Origin of the sequence: Algibacter lectus (assembly GCF_004368925.1) — a bacterium.
Classification (GTDB): Bacteria; Bacteroidota; Bacteroidia; order Flavobacteriales; family Flavobacteriaceae; genus Algibacter; species Algibacter lectus.
This window is the reverse complement of sequence record NZ_SORL01000008.1, coordinates 312,327-333,236: the sequence shown is the minus strand read 5'-3', so window position 1 is coordinate 333,236 and position 20,910 is coordinate 312,327. Positions and strand designations below refer to the sequence as shown.

Below are 20,910 nucleotides of genomic sequence, written 5' to 3'. Positions count from 1 at the left end.
ATGGATAGAAGAAAATTTTTGAAACAATCGTCGCTGGCTAGTAGTCTGTTTTTTGTGCCAAGTTTTGTAAAAGCGTTCGAGCAAGTTGCTCAAAGTCAGTTAGGGTATAAGCGCTTGGTTATTATTCAGCTTTCGGGAGGTAACGATGGGTTAAATACTGTAATTCCGTATCAAAATGATTTGTATTATAAAGCGCGTCCAAGTTTAGGAATAAAAAAGAGTGAGGTTTTAAAATTAAATGATGAGGTAGGTTTACATAAAAGTTTAAAACCCTTAAAACATCTTTACGATAATGGTAATTTGTGTGTTATAAACAATGTTGGGTATCCAAACCCTATTCGTTCGCATTTTAGATCTATGGATATTTGGCAAACGGCTACTGATTCTGATAAATACTCACAAAGTGGTTGGCTTGGTCGCTATCTAGATCAATATGGTAAACACCCATACAGCGCTATTGAAATAAACGATAGCTTATCGCTAGCCATGAAAGGAGAACAGATGAATGCTATTGCGACTCAAGATGCTAAAACACTTTATAATTTATCTAAAGATCCTTATTTTAAAAACGTTATTAAACATCAAGATGACGCCCATTTAAGCGAGCATAATTTGGGGTATTTGTATAAATCTATGATTTCGGCAGAATCTTCTGCGAAGTATATTTACGAAACGAGTAAAACCTTTTCTTCTAAAACAGATTATCCACAAAATTATTTTGCAAAACAGTTAAAAACAACGGCACAGTTTATTAATTCTGGGCTCGATACCAAAGTGTTTTATAGTGCTCTAGGAGGTTTTGATACGCATGTAAACCAGTTGGGTGCGCAAAATAGATTGTTAAATATTTATGCTGAAAGTATTGAAGCTTTTGTAAACGATTTAAAAACTAATAATACCTTTAACGATACGTTAATTTTAACCTTTTCAGAATTTGGCCGACGTGTAAAACAAAATGCAAACGTGGGTACCGACCACGGTACATCTAACAATGTTTTTATTATTGGTGGCCAATTAAAAAAGCAAGGTTTATATAATGATATGGCAAGTTTAAGTGATTTGGATACTAATGGTGATCTTAAATTTGAAATCGATTTTCGTACCATTTATGCTACCGTTTTAAACAAATGGCTCGATGTTAATGATGAAAAGGTGCTTAACAGATCGTTTAATCAATTAGGCTTTATTTAGTTTGTTATTACTTGTTTTAATTCTGAAGGTGCTTTGGTTTTTATTGGGTTTTTCACTTTAAAATACCGATTTTTGGTAGCTTAAATTCAAAATTTCCTTTATGTTTAATAGAAGGCGTCTCAATGATAATGAGGTAAAATTTATCGCGAAACAAGTTTCTAGTTCTAAAAATTTGATACTGAGTGCTTTTGTAGTACTTGCTATTGTGGTTGCAGGGCTTGCTGTGATGTTTTATGCTGAGTTCGATGAATTTAACTTCGGAATCAATTTAATGTTTGGCATTTTAATTATTCTGCTATATTTTCTTAGCTGGTACATTAAAGGATATAGTAAGCATAAAGTAAAGCCTGAAGTTTATAGAATGCGTGGCGTTTATAACCGTATTTATATACAACATGGAAAAAACGGGAGATATCAGGATGCTTTTAATGAGCACTTTGTAAAAATACCTTGGCATTGGCGTAAATATTTAAAATCTATAAAAGAACCTATAGATTTTGAATATATATTGAGAGATGATACAGTTGGTATAAGCGAAGGTGCTTTAATGTATGTTGTTTCTGTTAATGATGAGCTCTCGCTAGATTACGAAATAGAACATGGGCTTAGTAAGGCCAAACCCATTTCGTTTATAAATATTGTTAGTCTTCTTTTAGTTTTACCGGTTGTTTTAATTTTATGTGTTGGAAATGGTTTAAGTGATGCCTTGCGAGTTGATGAGTTGTTTAAAACGGAAGATAACCCTGTAGTTATTAATTCTGTAAACGATTTAGCAGCATTAACTAGAGCAGATTATGTAGAGCTTAAAGATGTTTGGGTGTATCAATTTAAACGTCCGTTTGATTATTCTGGTAACTATGCTGTAATTTCTAAAGCTGAGAGAGATCGAATTTACTACCATCCGGATGCTAATGCGAGTTATCGCTATTATTTTTCGCCTAGAATGATAAAGAAACCAAATAGAGAAACTTATGAAAAAAACTTAAAAGAGAGCCCTTTGTATAATAAAGGGATGTTTAAAAACATGAATGATGAGCTTTGGAAAAAGGGTGTAGACAAGGCTTTTGATAGAGCTTTAAACGAATATCAAAATCGTCTTGCTAAGGCACAGCGTTTGGAAAATATTTTAGAAGAATTAAAACCAAGAGAAATTCTTTTAAAACTAAGTGATAATTGTATAAATGTTCCAGAAGATCAGGGTTACACTATTAAAAAAGGCTTGGTGGAGCCAATCACTGTTTTTGGGTTTTATAACCCTAAAAGCGAAAGGTTAATTAGTTTTGAGGAGCAAGAAAGGCGTAAAGAGCAGCTTAAGGGAAATCTTACTCCGGTATTTTTTAGTTTTATAGTTTTGCTTATGGCTTTACTAGCTATTGTTAAACTTATTAGGAATACTTTATTAAAAAGAAAACTTGTAGATGCACAGCTTAATATTAATACAGGCGACCCTAGATTAAATAAAAGAAACTAATAAAAACCAACCTCATCAGATGGTTTTGCGTTAGGGATAGAACGGCCTGTTTAAGCTCTTTTTGTGTGGTTGCACCTATGCAACACAAAAAAGCGAGTAGTGATAGCCCGACCCTTTTCGGGTAACGCCCAAATGCTGTTTTAATCTAACTTATCGGTTAATTTTTTAAATACTTTTTTAGGGTTTTTGTTTTCGTATAATATCTCGTAAACAGCATTTATTATAGGTAATTGTGTCTTTTTTGCGTTTTTAGAGTTTAGTAAATGTGCAGATTTTGTGGCGTAATAACCTTCGGCCACCATGCTCATTTCCATTTGTGCAGATTTTACGGTGTAACCCTTACCAATCATGTTGCCAAACATGCGGTTTCGAGAAAATACGGAGTAACCGGTTACCAATAAATCGCCTAAATAGGCCGAGTTGTTGATGTTACGTTTCATTTTATGCATTTTTTTAATAAAACGTTTCATTTCGCGAATGGAATTACTCATCAGTACACTCTGGAAATTGTCTCCGTAACCCAATCCGTGGGCAATTCCGGCTGCTATGGCGTAAATATTTTTAAGCATTACGGCATATTCTACTCCAATAATATCGTCAGTAATTTTTGTTTTTATGTAATCGGAAGATAAATTATCGGCAATTTGTTTGGCCTTTACCTGATCGGAACACGAAATAGTTAAGTAAGAAAGACGCTCTAAAGCAACCTCTTCGGCATGGCATGGACCAGCAATTACGGCTATATTATCGTAGGGTACATTGTAGGTGTCGTGAAAATGTTGACCTACTAATAACCCTGTTTCTGGCATAATACCTTTTACTGCAGATACTATGGTTTTGTTTTCTATGTTTACGTTGAGTTTTTCTAATTCACTGTGTATAAATGCAGAAGGGATTACAAAAATAAGCACATCGGCATATTCTGCAATCTCATTTATATCGTTACTTAGTTTTAATTGGTCTAGATGAAACTCTACGGAGCTTAAGTAATTTGGATTGTGTTGCTCGCGTATTAGGTGTTCTTTTGTGTAAACACTGCGCATATACCAGCCAATTTCGTCAAGATTTTCACTAAGCATTTTTACAATAGCTGTAGCCCAACTTCCTGCACCAAAAACCGCGTATTTTAAAGGTTTATCCATGAGATCTAATCAATTTTATATATCAAAAATACGGAAAATTTTAGTCTTATATGGAACGATTTTGCAGAATGAAATTATTTTTTGGCACGCGTTTTGAAACCTACTCTATAGAAACACTAAAAATGCTTGTTTTTCAATAGAATAGAAAGCAGCTATTTTTACTTAAATATTACAACATGAAAACTATAAAATTACTTTCGAGCTTTGCTCTAATTGCGACACTGTTTACGTCTTGCTATACCGAGGTTATAGTAGACGATTATATTGAAGAACCAACCATATCGGTAAATCAATTATTAAATTCTTACGAGTTGTGGTATGTAGATATTAATGCCACTAAGGGTTTTGGTGAAACACCATTTTTACAAAAAGCATTTACAATATCGTTTAAAAATGGAGTAATGTATGCTAATAACAATATTGTTGGTTTAGGTGATACTGGAAACGGATACGGTATAGATGTGGCTACTTATAATGCTTACGATTTAATTTTAGACGTAAATCATGATGTTGATGGTTTTGAAACTTTTGATGTGTATAGAGTAGATAATAATACCATTGAATTGTATAACCCAAATAATGATACCTCTTACTTTTTAGATGGTTACCAACGTAATACTTTTGATTACGACTTCGTATTTTATGATAATATCCATTATTTTTTACAAGAGTATGATGCTTGGGAAAAAGTTTACACTAGTAACTACGGAGCGTTAAATGATTTTGATAACGAAAACTACTTACAGTTTTTAGCTGGAGGAAACGATTCTGAGTTTAAAAGCTCTAAAGATAATACAGGTAAAAACGTAAATAATTTGTTTTGGGATTACACCGGGCTTTATGCTGTAGGTGATTTTAATAACGATATGTATTTAAAAAGCTTAACTTTAGATTACGATTATTTTAGTAATGAACAGTTTGAGTTAAGTGTTATTAACGATGGAAAAATAGAATTGTATCACGCCGCATCTGGAACCAAATACGAGTTTGTAGGTAGAGGATATATACAATATTTAAAATCTGAAAACTCTAAAGTAAAAGCAACCAATACAACGGAAGATAAAATGCGTAAGTTTAAAAAAGAACGTGTTGAAAATCCAAGAGAAAGCAGTAGAATATAAAATAATTAAACTGGTTAGTTAATTTAAAGTCGCTTAAAATCAATATTTTAAGTGGCTTTTTTTTGTGCTTGTATGTTTTTTATCTATTTTTTTAAATAAATATGTGACCCTTCGGAAGATTTAGTGTCTTAATTATAGAAGCTATTTAATAATTGATTAAATTGCTTTCAAACCAAAATTAACTCTAAAAAAACAAACTAAAAATGGGATTATTTTCTTTTATAAAAAACGCAGGTGCCAAAGTATTTGGAATTGGAAAAACAGATGCTGAAGAAGCGGCGGAAGCAGCAAAAGAAGCTACAGCAGCAGAACTTAAATTAGAAGAAGCTGCAGCTAGAAATTTAGAAGAAACAGTTTCGAGCTTACAATTAAAAGTTGAAAACTTAAATATATTTATTGATGATGATTCCGCTACCATTACTGGTGAGGCTTACGATCAGGCTACTAAAGAAAAAGTGATTTTAGTAGTTGGAAACTCTAATGGTATTGCTACTGTAGACGACCAAATGACGGTTGAAAACGTAGAGCCAGAAGCACAGTTCCATACCGTAGCGAGCGGAGACACATTAGGAAAAATTGCAAAAAATTATTACGGAAATGCTATGAAGTACCCGGTTATTTTTGAAGCCAATAAGCCTATGCTTACTGACCCAGATAAAATATATCCTGGACAAGTATTACGTATACCTGCCTTAGACTAAAAATTACCTACGAAATTTATGTTATAAGTTAAAAGCCAACCTGAACAGGGTTGGCTTTTTAATTTTAAATACCTCTAAAAAATTAGTTATTGTTTTAAGGTTTAAAGTCTTTTTGGTTTTAAAAGAAAACCTTAACCCAGTCGCTACATTTTATAGAACTTTATTACATTCGCTTTTATATTTTTTAAGCTTATGAAATTACTTGTTTCCTATATAATATCGAACACCAATTTACCAGAACAATCTGTAAAAAACACGGTTGATTTGTTGAATGAAGACTGTACCATTCCTTTTATTTCGCGTTATAGAAAAGAACGTACGGGAAATTTAGATGAGGTTCAAATTGGTGATATTGTAAAGTTTAAAGAACAATTTGAAGCTTTAGAAAAACGTAAAAAAGCCATTTTAAAAGCTTTAGAAGAACAAGAGGTTTTAACTACGGAATTAAAACAAAAAATAGAAAGTACTCAAGATTTAACAACGCTTGAAGATTTATATCTGCCCTATAAAAAGAGCCGTAAAACAAAGGCTGAAAAAGCGAGATTAAACGGTTTGGAACCTTTGGCGAAAATAATAATGAGCCAAAATGCTAACGATGTAGAATCTATTGCTTTTAAATATGTAAAAGGTGAAGTGGCTTCTGTTGAAGATGCTTTGGAAGGCGCCAGGCATATTATTGCCGAGTGGATTAACGAACGTGCCGATATTAGAAATAACATCCGTCGCCAGTTAGAGCGTTTCGCTATAATTTCCACGAAAGCGGTAAAAACAAAAGCTAAAGATGAGGATGCTCAAAAATTCCGTGATTATTTCGATTGGGAAGAAAGTCTGAGTAGAATTCCATCGCATAGATTATTAGCCATTTTACGCGCAGAAAAAGAAGGTTTTATTCGCGTGAAAGTTGAAATAGATCACGACCGTGCTTTCGATAACATAGAGCGTCGTATTATTAAAAGTAATAACGCTTGCGCGGAAGAAATACAGCTTGCCATTAAAGATGCTTATAAGCGTTTATTATTACCATCTTTAAGTAACGAGGCGATGCAAATAGCAAAAGATAAAGCCGATGAAGCTGCTATTACTGTATTTGCAAAAAACTTAAAACAATTGTTATTAGGTTCGCCACTTGGTGAAAAGCGTGTTTTAGCCATAGATCCGGGGTTTAGATCGGGCTGTAAATTGGTGTGTTTAGATGCTCAAGGGCAATTAAAATACAACGAAACCATATATCCGCACCCTCCAAAAAGTGATAGTATTGGTGCTATGAAAAAAATAAGTTCGCTTTGTGATGCTTATAAAATTGAGGCGATTGCCATTGGTAACGGTACAGCTTCTAGAGAAACCGAAGCTTTGGTGCGTAAAGTACATTTTAAAAACGATATGCAGGTTTTTGTGGTTAGCGAAGCTGGCGCCAGTATTTATTCGGCATCCAAAATAGCACGTGAGGAATTTCCAGATTATGATGTTACTGTTCGTGGTTCTGTGTCTATTGGGCGCCGCTTGCAAGATCCGTTAGCAGAGCTGGTTAAAATTGATGCCAAATCTATTGGTGTTGGTCAATATCAGCACGATGTAGACCAAAGTAAACTGCAAAAACAATTGGATGTTGTTGTCGAGAATTGTGTGAATTCGGTGGGAGTTAATATTAATTCGGCGAGTAAAAGTTTGCTGAGTTATGTTTCTGGAATTGGGCCAAAATTAGCCGAAAACATTTTTAATTATCGCAATGAAAATGGCGTTTTTAAATCTAGAGCAGCGATTAAAAAAGTGCCACGCTTAGGCGGAAAAGCTTTTGAGCAAGGTGCTGCTTTTTTACGTATTAAAGATGCTGAAAACCCGTTGGATGATTCTGCAGTGCATCCGGAAAGTTATGCTGTTGTTGCTAAAATAGCGAAAGATTTAAAAACATCTATAAAAGACTTAATAGGTAATAAAGCCCTACTTCAAACTATAAATTTAAAAAACTACTGTACTGAAACTGTTGGTTTATTAACGTTGGAGGATATTGTAAAAGAACTCGAAAAACCAGGTTTAGATATCCGTGAGCAGGCTAAAGTGTTTGCTTTTAATCAAAACATAAAAACGATTAACGATTTGCACGAGGGGCAACTACTACCTGGTATTGTAAACAACATTACCAACTTTGGGTGTTTTGTTGATGTTGGTATCAAGGAAAGTGGCTTAATTCATGTTTCTAACCTTTCCGATAGTTTTGTAAAAGATGTTAATGAGCACGTAAGCTTACACCAACAAATTATTGTAAAAGTGTTAGAAGTGGATGTTCCGCGAAAGCGTATACAGCTTAAATTACATAAATAAAGCCCTTCTATTTATATAAAAAAGAGTGAGTTATTTTACTAAAACACCTTTTACTTGCATAAGTGGTAAGGCTTGTAGTGCTTTTAAATTAATGGTGTTTTCACGGAATAAATATGTTTTGTCGAACATTTTATTGCCTTCGAAGAAAGAAACCTTAAAGGTGTTATTAATCTTAAATAAATCTTCGTGCATTAATTCTATTTTGGCGTAACTCTTTTTAGGAAGTTTGTCGAGTTTCTTTCTAAAAGTCGATGTTATTTTGTCTTTAGAATAGCCGCCGGTAACGATAAGAACCATTTCTAAATCGACGTCTTTATCGTTTATAATGTAAGCATTCCAGTCTTGGGTTTTATAAATATCGTTGTATTCGTTAACTATAGCAACGTAAACGCCTTCAACTTTTGGTATGGTGATATCTTCTTTCATTTGGCAAAAATACAAATCTATTCAAAATAAGGATTAGAATATGTGCTGGAAATAATGCCTTTTAAATTATAAATAACCATGTGTTTAAATAAAACGTCTTTTCCGTATAAATCGAAGAGATTCTTTTTTTTGAAAGCTACGTTATCAATCCTCAAAAAATAAATTTTTACAGCTAATCTTAAATTAACGTCTGGATTAATATGTCCTTTTATTTTGGCTTCTTTAAGTAAGTTGTAAACTGTAGTAAAGGCAAGTTCTTCGGTGAAATCCTGAAATAACCTGAAGGCTTTTGGGTAATACTTTTCTAGGCCAAAAATAAAAGAGGGCTTGAAGTACTTTAAATACTCAAACCCTCTTTCGTAAATTAAAACAACACAAAAAACAGGATCGTTACTGTTGCAAGCAACAATCCCATTTATTTTTTCTTTATACTCCTTTAATAAACTCTCTAAACTAGCAGTTACTAGATCTTCTTTGTTTTTAAAAAACGTATAAATTGTTTTTTTAGAAATACCTAAAGTACGTGCTATTTCATCTAATGAAACATGTTTACTCCCTAGTTGGGTAAACTTGTTTATAGCACAGCTTAGCAGTTCCTTTTTGGTAATCATTTTATTCTATTTCCATCCGCCACCAAGAGCTTCATATAAATCTACTATAGATATCAATTGTTGTAATTTTACATCTATAATGTTTAGTTCTGCGCTTAAAGCACTTTGTCTGGCTGTTAATAAATCTAGATAATTGGCGTAACCGTTTTTAAGTAACTCTTCAGAGTTTGCTTCGGCCATACGCAATGCTTCAACTTCATTTTTTCTATATTCAAATTTTTCAGTTTCAGCTTTATAAGTGTACAGCGCGTTAGAAACTTCGTTTCCGGCGATTAATAGCGTTTTCTTAAAGTTTAATAAAGCACTTTCTTGATTTGCAAGAGCGACTTCTTTTTGAGTTTTAAGTTTTCTTTGGTTGAATAAAGGTTGGGTTAACCCACCAACCACGGTTGCGAATAATGAGCTGGTGTTAAATAAATTATCTAACTCTAAACTTTGTAAACCTCCAGATGCTGTTAAAGTTAACGATGGGTAAAAGCTACTGTTTGCCACATTGGTTAACTCAAAAGCATTAATTAAACCATACTCGGCCGCCATAACATCTGGTCTGTTGTTTAACAACGTTGCAGGAACACCAAGAGCAATATCTTGTTGTGTTTGTTGTTTGTCTAAGCTACTACGTTCAAAATGTTGAGCGCTTCTCCCTAATAGAATACTTAATGTGTTTTCAGCTTTAAAAATGGCTGTTTCTAAGTCTATTTGTAAAGCTCTGGCGCTGTTGTATTGCGCTATGTTTTGGTCTACGGCTACTTGTGTTACATTTCCAGCATCTTTTAATGCCTTAATGGTTTCTACACCGCTTTTTCTAGTTTCAATGGTTTGCTTAGTTACTTCTAATTGTGCATCTAAAGCCAATAGGTTGTAATATGTGTTTGCAATGCTAGAAATAAGTTGTGTTTTTACAACTTGATGTCCAGCAACACTTTGTAAATATGCGGCTTGTGTAGCGCGTTTGTTACTACGTATTTTTCCCCAAATATCAGCTTCCCAAGATAAATCGGCAGTAATATCATAAGTGTCTAAACCACCACTGAAAATAGATCCGAATTGACTGTTTTCTGAAAACTCTTGGCGTGTATAATTAGGCCCGATACTTAATGTTGGGAAGTATCCGGCTTTACCTTGTTTTGCATAAGCTTCCGCTGAAATCATTTGTTGAATAGCAATACGGACGTCCATGTTGTTCTCTAATCCTTCTTCTATATATTGACTTAAAAACGGATCGGTAAAAATGGTTTTCCAAGATACATCGGCCATAGAAATACTATCGGTGGGCAAATTATCTGTTCTGTATAGCGCCTCGTTAACAATTAATTCTGGGCGTTCGTATTCTTTTGCAACAAAGCAACTTTGCAAGGTCACTAAAACCAAGCCTAGTAGTATGGTTTTAGTGAAATTTTTATGTTTTATAATTGATTTCATAATTTTATTCTTCAATAGTTTGTACTTCTGGTTTACTAGAAATTTTTTCTTGTAACCACTGGAATAATATAAATAAGATTGGAATTACAAAGACTCCTAAAAGTGTTCCTATAAGTAATCCTCCAACGGCACCTGTTCCAATAGATCTATTTCCTTCAGACCCTACACCTTTTGCTAATACTAATGGCATTAACCCAAGTATAAAGGCGAATGATGTCATTAAAATAGGACGTAAACGTGATTTTGCTCCATCGATAGCTGCTTCTACAATACTTTCGCCTTTTCTTCGTTTTTGCAGTGCAATTTCCACAATAAGAATGGCGTTTTTGGCGAGTAGACCAATAAGCATAATTAAAGATATCTGGAAGTAAATGTTGTTTTCCAACCCTAAGAACTTGGTGCTTATATAAGCTCCGAATACTCCAAATGGTAATGATAAAATTACAGCAAATGGTAATAGGTAACTTTCATATTGTGCACTTAATAAGAAAAATACAAATAGAATACTTAATCCGAAAATGAACATGGTTTGGTTACCTGCACTTACTTCTTCTCGTGTTAAACCAGAATAAGCAACTGTATAATTGTTTGGTAATTTTGCCACCTCTTCCTCAATAACTCTAATCGCATCACCTGTACTAAAACCTGCGTTTGTAGCACCAGTTATAGATGTTGAATTAAATAAGTTAAAACGAGTTACCGATTGTGGGCCATACACGCGCTCTAATTTAACAAACTGTGTAATTGGCGTCATTTCACCAGAATCTGTACGCACATACATGCTATTTAAATCGTCAACACTTGCTCTATCATCTGGTAAAGCTTGGATATATACTCTAAATTGTTTTCCAAATCGAGAAAAATCCGAAGCATAAATTCCACCAATATATCCTTGTAATGTAGAGAATATACTATTGATAGGTACTCCTTTTTCTTTTGCTAATGGTACATTAACTTCCATTTCGTATTGTGGGTAGTTTGTACTAAAAGATGATTGTGCGTATTTAATTTCTGGATGCGCCATTAAGGCCATCGCAAATTCTTTATTCGCTTTATCTAAGTCTTTAAACTCGCCACCAAACTTATCTAATAAATTCACTTCGAAACCAGCTGAGTTACCAAAACCACGTATACTTGGTGGTGAAAAGAAAATGATGTTGGCATCTTTTATGCCTGCGGCAACACCAAATAACTTACCAGTAATGGCTTGTACAGAGGTTGCTACATCTTCACGATCTGCCCAATCGGCTAATTTTATAATACCAAAACCGTAGTTGCTACCCGTACCATTAATTAAACTTCTACCTTTAATAAAGTTTACAGCAACAATACCTTCAATATCTTTTATTTTACCGTATAAATCTCTAGATACAGCATCTGTTCTATCTAAAGATGATCCTTCTGGTAATGCAATGTTTGCGAAAATAATACCTCTATCTTCATTAGGTACAAATCCTGTGGGTGTTGTATTAGATGCCCAGAAAATTCCAGCAATTGCTAAAATTAATAATAAAGGAGATACCCATTTCACTTTGTATAAAAACTGAAGTGATTGACCGTAACGTTGTATTGTTGCGTTAAATCCGCGATTGAAAAGTGTGTAAAAACGTTTTAACGGGCCTTTACTTTTTAACTCTTCATCATCTTTATGAGATTTTAATAAAAGCGCGCATAATGCCGGACTTAAAGTTAATGCGTTTACTGCTGAAATTAAAATAGCAATAATTAACGTTACCCCAAATTGCTCGTAAAATACACCTGTAGGTCCTGTTACAAACGTTACCGGAATAAATACGGCTGCCATTACCAAGGTAATTGATATAATAGCACCAGAAATCTCGTTCATGGCTACTAATGTGGCTTTTTTAGGGTTTTTTTCACCTTCGTCCATTTTAGCATGCACGGCTTCTACAACCACAATAGCATCATCTACCACAATACCAATGGCGAGTACTAACGCGAATAGCGTTAAAAGGTTTATTGAGTACCCAAAAACATTCAAGAAAAAAAACGTACCAATAATAGAAACCGGAACGGCAATTGCTGGAATTAATGTAGATCTAAAATCTTGTAAGAAGATGAATACTACTAAGAATACCAGTAAAAAGGCTTCTAATAATGTACTAATTACTTTTTCAATAGATGCATTTAAGAATAAACTGGTATCATAAGGAACAAAAACATCTAAACCTTCTGGAAGATCTTTTTTAACCGACTCTAGTGTTACTTTAATGTTTTCAATAATTTCTCTTGCATTCGACCCTTTGGTTTGAAAAATACCCATAAAAACCGCTGGATTCCCCATACTCATAGCGTTAGCTGCATAAGATTGTGCATCTAACTCTATAGTTGCTACATCGTTTAGACGAAGAAATTCTCCGTTTCCTAAAGCCTTAATAACAATATCTGCATATTGTTGTTCATTTTTAAAACGTCCGCTATAAGTTAATGTATATGAAAAGGCTTCACCATTATTTTGCCCCAGAGAACCTGCAGCTGCTTCTAAGTTTTGTTCAGCTAAAGCTGCTGTAATATCTGAAGGAATTAAACCATAGGTTGCTAATTTTTCAGGTTTCAACCAAATACGCATAGCGTAATCTTGTTGAGAGAATAAACTAACATCTCCAACACCACTAATACGTTGCATAGCAGGTACTACGTTTATTTTTAAGTAATTCTGAATAAATGTAGCATCGTAGCTTTCATTTTCAGAATACATTGAAATAAACATCAAAGCACTCGTTTCTTGCTTTTGTGTTATTACACCTGTTTGCAGTACCTCTTGAGGTAATAAAGCACTTGCTCTTGATACACGGTTTTGAACGTTAACCGCTGCAATATCTGCATCGACTTCCTGATTAAAATAAACTGTGATTTCTGCTGTACCAGTGTTAGATGCTGTAGAGGTGATATAGCTCATCCCTTCAACACCATTAATTTGCTCTTCTATCGGGATAATTACACTCTCTAAAACCGTTTCTGCATTGGCCCCTGCATAAGATGCTGTTACTTTAATGGTTGGTGGTGCAATATCTGGATACTCTTCTATGGGTAGACTCGATATACTAATAACACCAAGTACTACTATGATAATAGAAATTACCGTTGAAAGAACGGGTCTTTCAATAAATGTTTTTAACATAACTAAATAAGTTTATGGTTTTCTAATTTTTAAATAATACAGCTACTGGCTTAATAGCCTCCTCAAAAGGTGTGTCTTGCGGAGCAATAGGCATTCCTGCTCTAAGTTTTCCAACTCCAGATACAATAAGTTTATCGCCTACTTTAAGTCCAGATTCAACAACATATAAGTTGCCGACTGTACCTTGTACTTTTATAATGTTAGATTTTACTTTATTATCTTGATCAACAGTGAAAACCATAATGTCTTTTTGTTGTTCAAAGGTTGCCGATTGTGGTACTATAATAGCATCTTTATATTCTATAGGAAGCCTAATTTTACCACTGTTTCCATTGGTTAAAATTTCGTTTGGATTATCAAAAGCTGCTCTAATTTTAATAGTTCCTGTGCTTTCGTTAATTTGTCCTGTACTAGTTTGGATACGGCCAGTTTCAGAATAAACTTTTCCATTAGCTAAAACTAAACTTAAATCTGGAGAGTTTTTAATACGCTCGGCTTTGTTTTGTCCTTCATAGCGCTGTAAGTGATCGATGTATTGCGCTTCATTAAAACTGAAAAAGGCATAGACTTGGCTAATATCACTAACCGTTGTTAATGGGTTGCTATCACTTGGGCTAACTAATGCGCCTTCTCTAAAGTTAATAGCTCCAACATAACCGTCTACTGGGCTTTTAATAGTAGCATAACCAATATTAGCAGATACACCACTTAATGTAGCCTTCGCTTGTGCTAAATTAGCTTTTGCAGTTTCTAATTGTACGGCACTAATAATGTTTTTTTCTACTAAAGGAATTAATTTATCTACTTCCACTTGTGCCACATTTACACGTGCTTTTGCAGCACCTGCATCTTGACTTAAAGATTGTGTTTCTAGTCTAAATAAAGGTTGACCTTTACGAACTTTTTGACCTTCATCTACTAGTACATTTTGGATGTAACCCGAAACTTTGGCTCTTACATCACTGTTTACAATACCTTCAATATTTGTTGGGTATTCTTGGTAGCCTGTTACTGTTTTTTGTTGTATTGCAGTTACTGGAAACGCAGGTGGTGGCGCTTGTTGCGTTGCGGCAGCTTGTTCTGTTTTGTTGCCACAGCTAAAAACAACTAAAATAAGGCTTAGTGTTAATATCGAGTATAAATTATTCTTTTTCATTATTCTTTAACTTTAAATATGGAATTGGTTGTTTATTAATTTTTCTCTTAATTCTTTTACTGAAGAGGAAGCTTCATCTATAAATTTTACATAATCGTTATGAAAACTTAAATCGAATTTATCTTCTTCTTTTTCAATTTTCAAATCGTTTTGTTTTTCCTTATATTCTTTAATTTCTAAATGTATAGAGCGTTCTTCTTGCCAATGACTTATCATTCTGTCAACATGTTGAATGATAGTTCCTTTATTAATTATAAAATACTTTTTACGATCGCCAGTTTTTGTGAAATATTCAATTTTGTTTAAATCTTGTAGGTGATTAATATGTGTAGAGATGGTACTTTTACTTGCGCAAAGAATACTTACCATATCTTCAAAAGTGGCACCTCTTTTTCCTGTAAGAATAACGTAAGCCAAAATACGAGCAGCAACTGGTGCTAATTGCTCTCTGGCTTCTAAATGCACGCCTAGTTTTTCAACTAAGCCCATTTTTTTTTGACAGATATTTTCTTTCATTGTTAATTGTTTTGTTATGCTTCTCTGAAAATAAAGGGTTTATTTCCAGGTAAAATCTTTGCAAATATATTTTTAGTTCGGAACAAACCGAACTAAACGAAGTTAAATTGTTGTTAAAATAAAAAAAGCCCGTAGGCTTTTTAGAAATTGTAAATAAGAATAGGTTAAATTTTTTGTTCTTTATTGGAGCCTATACGAAGTATAACGTAACCAATAATGGCCGAAATAAACGAGCCAATAAGAATTCCTATTTTAGCAGAATCGATAAATTCTGGTGTAGAAACAAATGCCAAACTAGCTATAAATATAGCCATTGTAAAACCAATACCCGCTAAAAAAGCAACGCCTATAATTTGCTTGAAACTAATATCGCTAGGCACTTCTATCCATTTTAGTTTTTGGGCAAGCAATACAATAGAGGTAATCCCTATACCTTTTCCTAAAACTAAACATATTATTATATTGATAACTAAAGCGGTATCTAAATTATCCGAGCCAGAAATTAGCACACCAGCATTTGCAAGTGCAAAAATAGGAATGATAAAATAGGCTACCCAGCCGTGTAAACTATGCTCTAAATGCTGTAATGGCGACTGAAATTTAGCCGACCAGTCATTTAAATTATCTACATGGCCAATTTGCTCATGCGAGAGAATGGGTTTTTTTAGCACACTAGCAGTTTTAATATTGTTGTATACATTTTCTAATTCTACCAAAAATTTAGAAGTATCAATTTTTTGTCTAATTGGTACAGAAAAAGCTAATAAAATACCTGCTATAGTTGGATGAATACCAGATTTTAAGAATAAAAACCAGATAATAATTCCGAAGAAGAACATGATGAATTTAGAATAAATCCCTTTATAAGATAGGAAGTATAAAATGGAAAGCATAGCTAGTGCAATCAACAATAAAGTGATATTGATGTTTCCACTATAAAAAATTGCGATAACTAAAACAGCTCCTATATCATCTACGATAGCGAATGCGGTTAAAAATATTTTAAGACTTAAAGGTACACGTTTACCAAGTACGTTTAGAATAGCTAATGAAAACGCAATATCTGTAGCCATGGGAATCCCCCAGCCTTTTGTGGTTTCTGGGTTTTGATTTAAAACTAAAAAGAAAATTACCGGTACCAACATTCCTCCTAAAGCCCCAACCAATGGGAAGGCTATTTTTTTTGGAGAGTTGAGTTCGCCTATTAGTAGCTCACGTTTTATTTCTAAGCCTATTAAAAGGAAAAATATAGCCATCAATCCATCATTAATCCATAAAATTAAAGGCTTCTTAAATTCGAAAGTTTCTGTTATAATCCCTAAGTCGTATTGCCAAAGTTCTCTATAACTATCCCCATATGGCGAATTTGCCCAAACCAAAGCAAGAAGTGTAGCAAACATGAGTAGAATACCACTAAAACTTTCAATTTTTACAAATTTTTGAAAGGGTGTAAGGAAAACTCTTTTAATCATATAAATAAGGTTTATAAAAATAATGTTAACTCCAAATATAAGATTCCGAAATCATAAAAACCTCACGCTATTGTTGACTTTAAAGAATATTTAACATTAAAAACAGACTGAAAAACAACCCCTTATCTAATGTCTTTTATTTAGATTCTACGATGGGGTTTTTAGAAAAACAAACTATGATATGTAATTGCAAAGCAAATTGATTAAACAATATTTAAACTACTTTAAAAAGGCGTTTCATTCTTCAATCTAAAACCGTTAAATTCGTGGCATAACAATTCGCTTACTTCAAAAATCTTAAAATTTCAATATGAAACCATTTATAGCACTTTTATGTCTTGCTTTTACAACATTTACTTTCGGGCAGGTTAATAACGATTCGGCTCTTAGCATTGATGAGATTATGCAAGGAGACGATTTTGTAGGCTATTTACCAACGCGTGTTAGCTGGACCGACAACAGTAAGTCTATTTATTTTAGCTGGAATCCCGATAACGATACGATTCCGTCTACTTATCAAGTGGATATTAAATCCCGAAAAATAAGTAAATCATCGTTTGAAGCGCTTAAGCAAAAATCAAATTTAGGTGAATATTCCAAAAACGGACAATGGATGGTTTACCAAAAAGATGGCGATTTGTTTTTAATGAATACCAATAACTATTCTAAAAAACAAATTACAAATACTATTGATCGAGAATCTAATCCTGTATTTTCGGGTGATGAAAAATCGATTATTTATAAGCGAGATAGTAATTTATTTCAATGGCATGTTAGCAATGGTACTGTTACACAACTCACTAATTTTAAAACTGGAAGTGAAAAGGAGGAGCCTAATCTTAGCGAGAAAGAGCAATGGCTAGAAGACGATCAATTACAATACTTTAATATCCTCGAAAAGCGTAAAAACGAAACTGACGCCAGAACATATAGAAACGAACAATTGGTTTCTAATCATCCTAAACCTATATTTTTAGAAGATAAAAATTTGGTTGATTTTGATATTTCGGCCGATTTAAATTTTGTAATTTATAGCTTAAGTATTCCTCAAAAGCATAAAAACACGAATGTGCCTAGTTATGTTACCGAAAGCGGTTATACTGAAAATTTAAGTGCTAGACCTAAAGTTGGGGTTACTCCAAATAGCTACGAATCTTGGATTTTAAATATTAAAACCGGAGAGACCTATCAAATTAAAACCAATGAGCTAAGTGGTATTAAAGACAAACCAAAATACTTAAAAGAATATGCTGAAAATTCATCAGAATATAAAGATACTTTTGATGACCCGAGAGGTGTGGAAATAGGTCGTCCTGTGTTTTCTGGTAATGGAAAAGCATTAGTAAATATCACATCTCAAGATAATAAAGACCGTTGGATTATGCTGGTGAATCTAGAAGATGGAAGTTTAAAACAGATTGATAAACAGCATGACGATGCATGGATTGGTGGCCCTGGAGTCGGTTGGTTTTCTCGTGCCGAAATGGGCTGGATAGATGAAAGTAACGTTTGGTTTCAGTCCGAAAAAACAGGCTATTCACACTTGTACTCAGCCAACATAAATTCTGGTAAAATAAAAGCGTTAACTCAGGGTGAATTCGAAATTCAGGAAGTTAGCCTGTCAAAAGATCATAAAACTTTCTTTATAACAAGCAATAAAGTGAGTCCGCATGAACAGCATTTTTATCACTTACCAGCAAAAGGAGGCGAAATGCTACAAATTACATCGCGCCAAGGTGGACATGAAGTAACAGTTTCGCCAGATGAAACTAAGCTGGCTATTCGTTATTCTTACACTAATAAACCTTGGGAATTATATGTGATGCCTAACAAAGCCGGAGCGAAAATGACACAGTTAACCGAATCTACCACCGATGCCTTTAAATCTTATAAATGGATAGATTCCGAAATTATAAACTTCACCGCTCGCGATGGGGCAAAAGTTCCTGCAACACTTTACAAGCCAACCGAAGCTAAAAAGAATGGTGCGGCTGTAATATTTGTTCATGGTGCGGGCTATTTACAAAATGTGCACCGTTGGTGGCCGGGTTATTTTAGAGAATATATGTTTCATAATATTTTGGTAGATAACGGCTATACGGTTTTAGCTATAGATTACAGAGCTAGTAAAGGTTATGGTCGCGATTGGCGTACGGCTATTTACCGCCATATGGGTGGGCAGGATTTAGACGACCAAGTAGATGGTGCTAAATACCTTATTGAAAATCAAGGTGTCGATAAAGATAGACTCGGTATTTACGGCGGGTCTTACGGTGGCTTTATTACCTTAATGGCTATGTTTAACGCGCCTGATACTTTTAAAAGTGGGGCAGCGTTGCGTTCTGTAACAGATTGGGCACATTACAACCATGGCTATACAGCGCCTATTTTAAATACACCTTTTGAAGACCCTAAAGCTTACAAGCAAAGCTCGCCTTTATATTTTGCCGAAGGTTTAAAAGGGAACTTATTAATACTTCATGGTATGGTTGATACTAATGTCCATTTTCAAGATGCGGTTCGATTATCTCAACGATTAATTGAGTTGAAAAAAGAAAATTGGGAACTCGCTGTTTTTCCATTGGAAAGTCATGGATTTGTTGAAGCTTCAAGCTGGTCCGATGAATACCGACGCATATTTAAGCTCTTTCAGGAGACGCTTAATTAATGACTCGTTTTTCTGCATTTATAAAAGCGAATTATTTTAGATGAAGTTTGAAATGTATAGCGTGTGAAATAATTATTTATTAACAATAAACCTTTGATTATTTTGACGTTATTAATTCTCTGATAGCTGTGATAATTATTGAAAAATTCAAATTATTAGTAATCAATTGGGTAGCGTGTTTTACCTCTTTTTTCAGGTTTATATTCGGTTTTCGAGTAAAATAATTGACGTTTGTATTTTATTTTATGGTAATTTTAATGCAGAATTATCACCATGGCTTTGCGTCCATAAATCACCCCAAAAATGAGTAAAAACCGATCTATTGTTCACATGGATTTAGACACCTTTTTTGTGTCTTGCGAGCGCCTACTCGATAGTCGTTTAATAGGAAAGCCTGTGCTTATTGGTGGTACATCAGACCGTGGTGTTGTGGCATCTTGCAGTTACGAAGCTAGAAAATTTGGTGTGCATTCTGCAATGCCAATGCGTTTGGCAAAATCTCTTTGTCCGGAGGCTGTAGTTTTACGAGGAAATTCTGGGGTTTATAGTAATTTTTCTAAAGATGTTACCGATGTTATTAAGGAGAGTGTGCCGCTTTACGAAAAATCATCTATAGACGAGTTTTATATCGATTTAACCGGAATGGATAAGTTTTTTGGTTGCCATAAATTGGCTTCGGAATTACGACAACGCATCATGAAGGAAACCGGTTTACCTATTTCCTTTGGTTTATCTATTAATAAAACGGTTTCTAAAATAGCAACTGGAGAGGCTAAACCTAATAATGAAATCAATATTTTATCGGGTACCGAAAAACCTTTTTTAGCACCACTTTCTGTGCGTAAAATACCAATGGTTGGCGAGGTTACTTATAAGTCACTTTGCGATTTAGGAGTAAAGCGAATTCAAACGGTGCAAGATATGCCAATGGATTTAATGCATAAAGTGCTTGGCAAAAATGGTTTAAGTATTTGGAAAAAAGCTAATGGTATAGATCATAGTCCGGTGGTGCAATATCAGGAACGTAAATCTATTTCTACAGAGCGTACTTTCAATAAAGATACTACAGATATCTCTAAGCTGAAGGGAATTATTGTAGCCATGACCGAAAATTTAGCTTACCAATTACGAAGAGGGAATAAGTTAACCGCTTGTGTTACTTTTAAAATTAGGTATTCCGATTTTCAAACCTATACCCAGCAGCAGCGTATTCCGTATAGCGCCATGGATCATAATATTATTCCGGTTGTTTTAGATTTATACAAAAAACTATATAATCGTCGATTATTGGTGCGTTTAATTGGAGTGAAATTTAGCCATTTAGTAGAAGGAGGTCACCAGGTTAACTTGTTTGAGGATAATGAAAAACAAATTCATTTAACCGAAGCTATAGATAAAATGCGGGAACGTTTTGGCGATCGTGCAATAATGAGTGCTGCAGGTTTAGAGGCCAAAAGTATTAGTCGATGGAACCCGTTTAATGGTGAGCCACCGCCGCTTTTACCAAATAGAAGACGTTAGTTTTTCTTCTGAAAATTTCCTAAAACGAAAA

Annotated in this window: 15 protein-coding genes; 7 read left to right on the top strand and 8 right to left on the bottom strand. The window is 34.1% G+C overall.

Annotation, left to right across the window (positions count from 1 at the left end):
* Both DFQ06_RS09860 and DFQ06_RS09855 read left to right on the top strand, forming a co-directional pair.
* The gene (locus DFQ06_RS09860) at positions 1–1,191 is read left to right on the top strand and encodes a DUF1501 domain-containing protein (RefSeq protein ID WP_133967479.1); all 1,191 of its coding nucleotides are present in this window, start codon (positions 1–3) and stop codon (positions 1,189–1,191) included.
* Positions 1,192–1,291: 100 nt separating this feature from the next.
* Complete coding sequence (locus DFQ06_RS09855; protein ID WP_133967477.1) at positions 1,292–2,662, top strand: hypothetical protein; 1,371 nt, start codon at positions 1,292–1,294, stop codon at positions 2,660–2,662.
* A 140-nt stretch (positions 2,663–2,802) separates the two neighbouring features.
* On the opposite strand, the gene DFQ06_RS09850 is transcribed toward DFQ06_RS09855, so the two are convergent.
* On the bottom strand, positions 2,803–3,804 hold the full coding sequence (locus tag DFQ06_RS09850) for an NAD(P)H-dependent glycerol-3-phosphate dehydrogenase (protein ID WP_074936793.1): 1,002 nt from the start codon (positions 3,802–3,804) through the stop codon (positions 2,803–2,805).
* Positions 3,805–3,980: 176 nt separating this feature from the next.
* Here DFQ06_RS09850 and DFQ06_RS09845 point away from each other — a divergent pair, with 176 nt between their 5' ends.
* The 3 genes from DFQ06_RS09845 to DFQ06_RS09835 all read left to right on the top strand — a co-directional run bounded on the left by DFQ06_RS09845 (position 3,981) and on the right by DFQ06_RS09835 (position 7,945).
* On the top strand, positions 3,981–4,925 hold the full coding sequence (locus DFQ06_RS09845; protein ID WP_042502437.1) for a hypothetical protein: 945 nt from the start codon (positions 3,981–3,983) through the stop codon (positions 4,923–4,925).
* A gap of 203 nt (positions 4,926–5,128) precedes the next feature.
* Positions 5,129–5,626, top strand: a complete 498-nt coding sequence (lysM, locus tag DFQ06_RS09840; protein ID WP_042496019.1) for a peptidoglycan-binding protein LysM — start codon at positions 5,129–5,131, stop codon at positions 5,624–5,626.
* 192 nt (positions 5,627–5,818) lie between these two features.
* Entirely contained in the window at positions 5,819–7,945 is a 2,127-nt protein-coding gene (locus DFQ06_RS09835; protein WP_042502438.1) for a Tex family protein, read from the top strand.
* Positions 7,946–7,975: 30 nt separating this feature from the next.
* On the opposite strand, the gene DFQ06_RS09830 is transcribed toward DFQ06_RS09835, so the two are convergent.
* From DFQ06_RS09830 to nhaA, 7 genes are all read right to left on the bottom strand, one after another.
* Positions 7,976–8,371: a hypothetical protein gene (locus DFQ06_RS09830; protein WP_042502440.1), complete on the bottom strand. Its 396-nt coding sequence runs from the start codon at positions 8,369–8,371 to the stop codon at positions 7,976–7,978.
* Between the two features lie 17 nt (positions 8,372–8,388).
* Positions 8,389–8,982, bottom strand: coding sequence for a TetR/AcrR family transcriptional regulator (locus DFQ06_RS09825; RefSeq protein ID WP_133967475.1), 594 nt, complete (start codon positions 8,980–8,982; stop codon positions 8,389–8,391).
* Between the two features lie 6 nt (positions 8,983–8,988).
* Entirely contained in the window at positions 8,989–10,404 is a 1,416-nt protein-coding gene (locus DFQ06_RS09820; RefSeq protein WP_042496355.1) for an efflux transporter outer membrane subunit, read from the bottom strand.
* A 4-nt stretch (positions 10,405–10,408) separates the two neighbouring features.
* Positions 10,409–13,546, bottom strand: coding sequence for an efflux RND transporter permease subunit (locus DFQ06_RS09815; RefSeq protein WP_133967473.1), 3,138 nt, complete (start codon positions 13,544–13,546; stop codon positions 10,409–10,411).
* A 22-nt stretch (positions 13,547–13,568) separates the two neighbouring features.
* Positions 13,569–14,702: an efflux RND transporter periplasmic adaptor subunit gene (locus DFQ06_RS09810; RefSeq protein WP_042496010.1), complete on the bottom strand. Its 1,134-nt coding sequence runs from the start codon at positions 14,700–14,702 to the stop codon at positions 13,569–13,571.
* Positions 14,703–14,714: 12 nt separating this feature from the next.
* On the bottom strand, positions 14,715–15,218 hold the full coding sequence (locus DFQ06_RS09805) for a GbsR/MarR family transcriptional regulator (RefSeq protein ID WP_042496009.1): 504 nt from the start codon (positions 15,216–15,218) through the stop codon (positions 14,715–14,717).
* A gap of 164 nt (positions 15,219–15,382) precedes the next feature.
* Entirely contained in the window at positions 15,383–16,690 is a 1,308-nt protein-coding gene (gene nhaA, locus DFQ06_RS09800) for a Na+/H+ antiporter NhaA (RefSeq protein ID WP_074936803.1), read from the bottom strand.
* A 310-nt stretch (positions 16,691–17,000) separates the two neighbouring features.
* Between nhaA and DFQ06_RS09795 the strand changes: the two genes are divergently transcribed.
* Both DFQ06_RS09795 and dinB read left to right on the top strand, forming a co-directional pair.
* A complete protein-coding gene (locus DFQ06_RS09795; protein WP_206672759.1) occupies positions 17,001–19,358 on the top strand; it encodes a prolyl oligopeptidase family serine peptidase in 2,358 nt (785 codons plus the stop codon).
* A 303-nt stretch (positions 19,359–19,661) separates the two neighbouring features.
* Positions 19,662–20,879 (top strand): DNA polymerase IV, encoded by a 1,218-nt coding sequence (gene dinB / locus DFQ06_RS09790; protein ID WP_133967470.1) that lies wholly within the window; start codon positions 19,662–19,664, stop codon positions 20,877–20,879.
* Positions 20,880–20,910 lie beyond the last annotated feature (31 nt).

Bases quoted from the DNA above. Each gene is read 5' to 3' on its own strand.
- DFQ06_RS09855 (WP_133967477.1), top strand. From the start codon at position 1,292: ATGTTTAATAGAAGGCGTCTCAATGATAATGAGGTAAAATTTATCGCG.
- DFQ06_RS09830 (WP_042502440.1), bottom strand. From the start codon at position 8,371: ATGAAAGAAGATATCACCATACCAAAAGTTGAAGGCGTTTACGTTGCT.
- lysM (WP_042496019.1), top strand. From the start codon at position 5,129: ATGGGATTATTTTCTTTTATAAAAAACGCAGGTGCCAAAGTATTTGGA.
- DFQ06_RS09820 (WP_042496355.1), bottom strand. From the start codon at position 10,404: ATGAAATCAATTATAAAACATAAAAATTTCACTAAAACCATACTACTA.
- DFQ06_RS09845 (WP_042502437.1), top strand. From the start codon at position 3,981: ATGAAAACTATAAAATTACTTTCGAGCTTTGCTCTAATTGCGACACTG.
- DFQ06_RS09815 (WP_133967473.1), bottom strand. From the start codon at position 13,546: ATGTTAAAAACATTTATTGAAAGACCCGTTCTTTCAACGGTAATTTCT.
- DFQ06_RS09795 (WP_206672759.1), top strand. From the start codon at position 17,001: ATGAAACCATTTATAGCACTTTTATGTCTTGCTTTTACAACATTTACT.
- DFQ06_RS09835 (WP_042502438.1), top strand. From the start codon at position 5,819: ATGAAATTACTTGTTTCCTATATAATATCGAACACCAATTTACCAGAA.
- DFQ06_RS09860 (WP_133967479.1), top strand. From the start codon at position 1: ATGGATAGAAGAAAATTTTTGAAACAATCGTCGCTGGCTAGTAGTCTG.
- DFQ06_RS09810 (WP_042496010.1), bottom strand. From the start codon at position 14,702: ATGAAAAAGAATAATTTATACTCGATATTAACACTAAGCCTTATTTTA.
- DFQ06_RS09825 (WP_133967475.1), bottom strand. From the start codon at position 8,982: ATGATTACCAAAAAGGAACTGCTAAGCTGTGCTATAAACAAGTTTACC.
- dinB (WP_133967470.1), top strand. From the start codon at position 19,662: ATGAGTAAAAACCGATCTATTGTTCACATGGATTTAGACACCTTTTTT.
- DFQ06_RS09850 (WP_074936793.1), bottom strand. From the start codon at position 3,804: ATGGATAAACCTTTAAAATACGCGGTTTTTGGTGCAGGAAGTTGGGCT.
- nhaA (WP_074936803.1), bottom strand. From the start codon at position 16,690: ATGATTAAAAGAGTTTTCCTTACACCCTTTCAAAAATTTGTAAAAATT.
- DFQ06_RS09805 (WP_042496009.1), bottom strand. From the start codon at position 15,218: ATGAAAGAAAATATCTGTCAAAAAAAAATGGGCTTAGTTGAAAAACTA.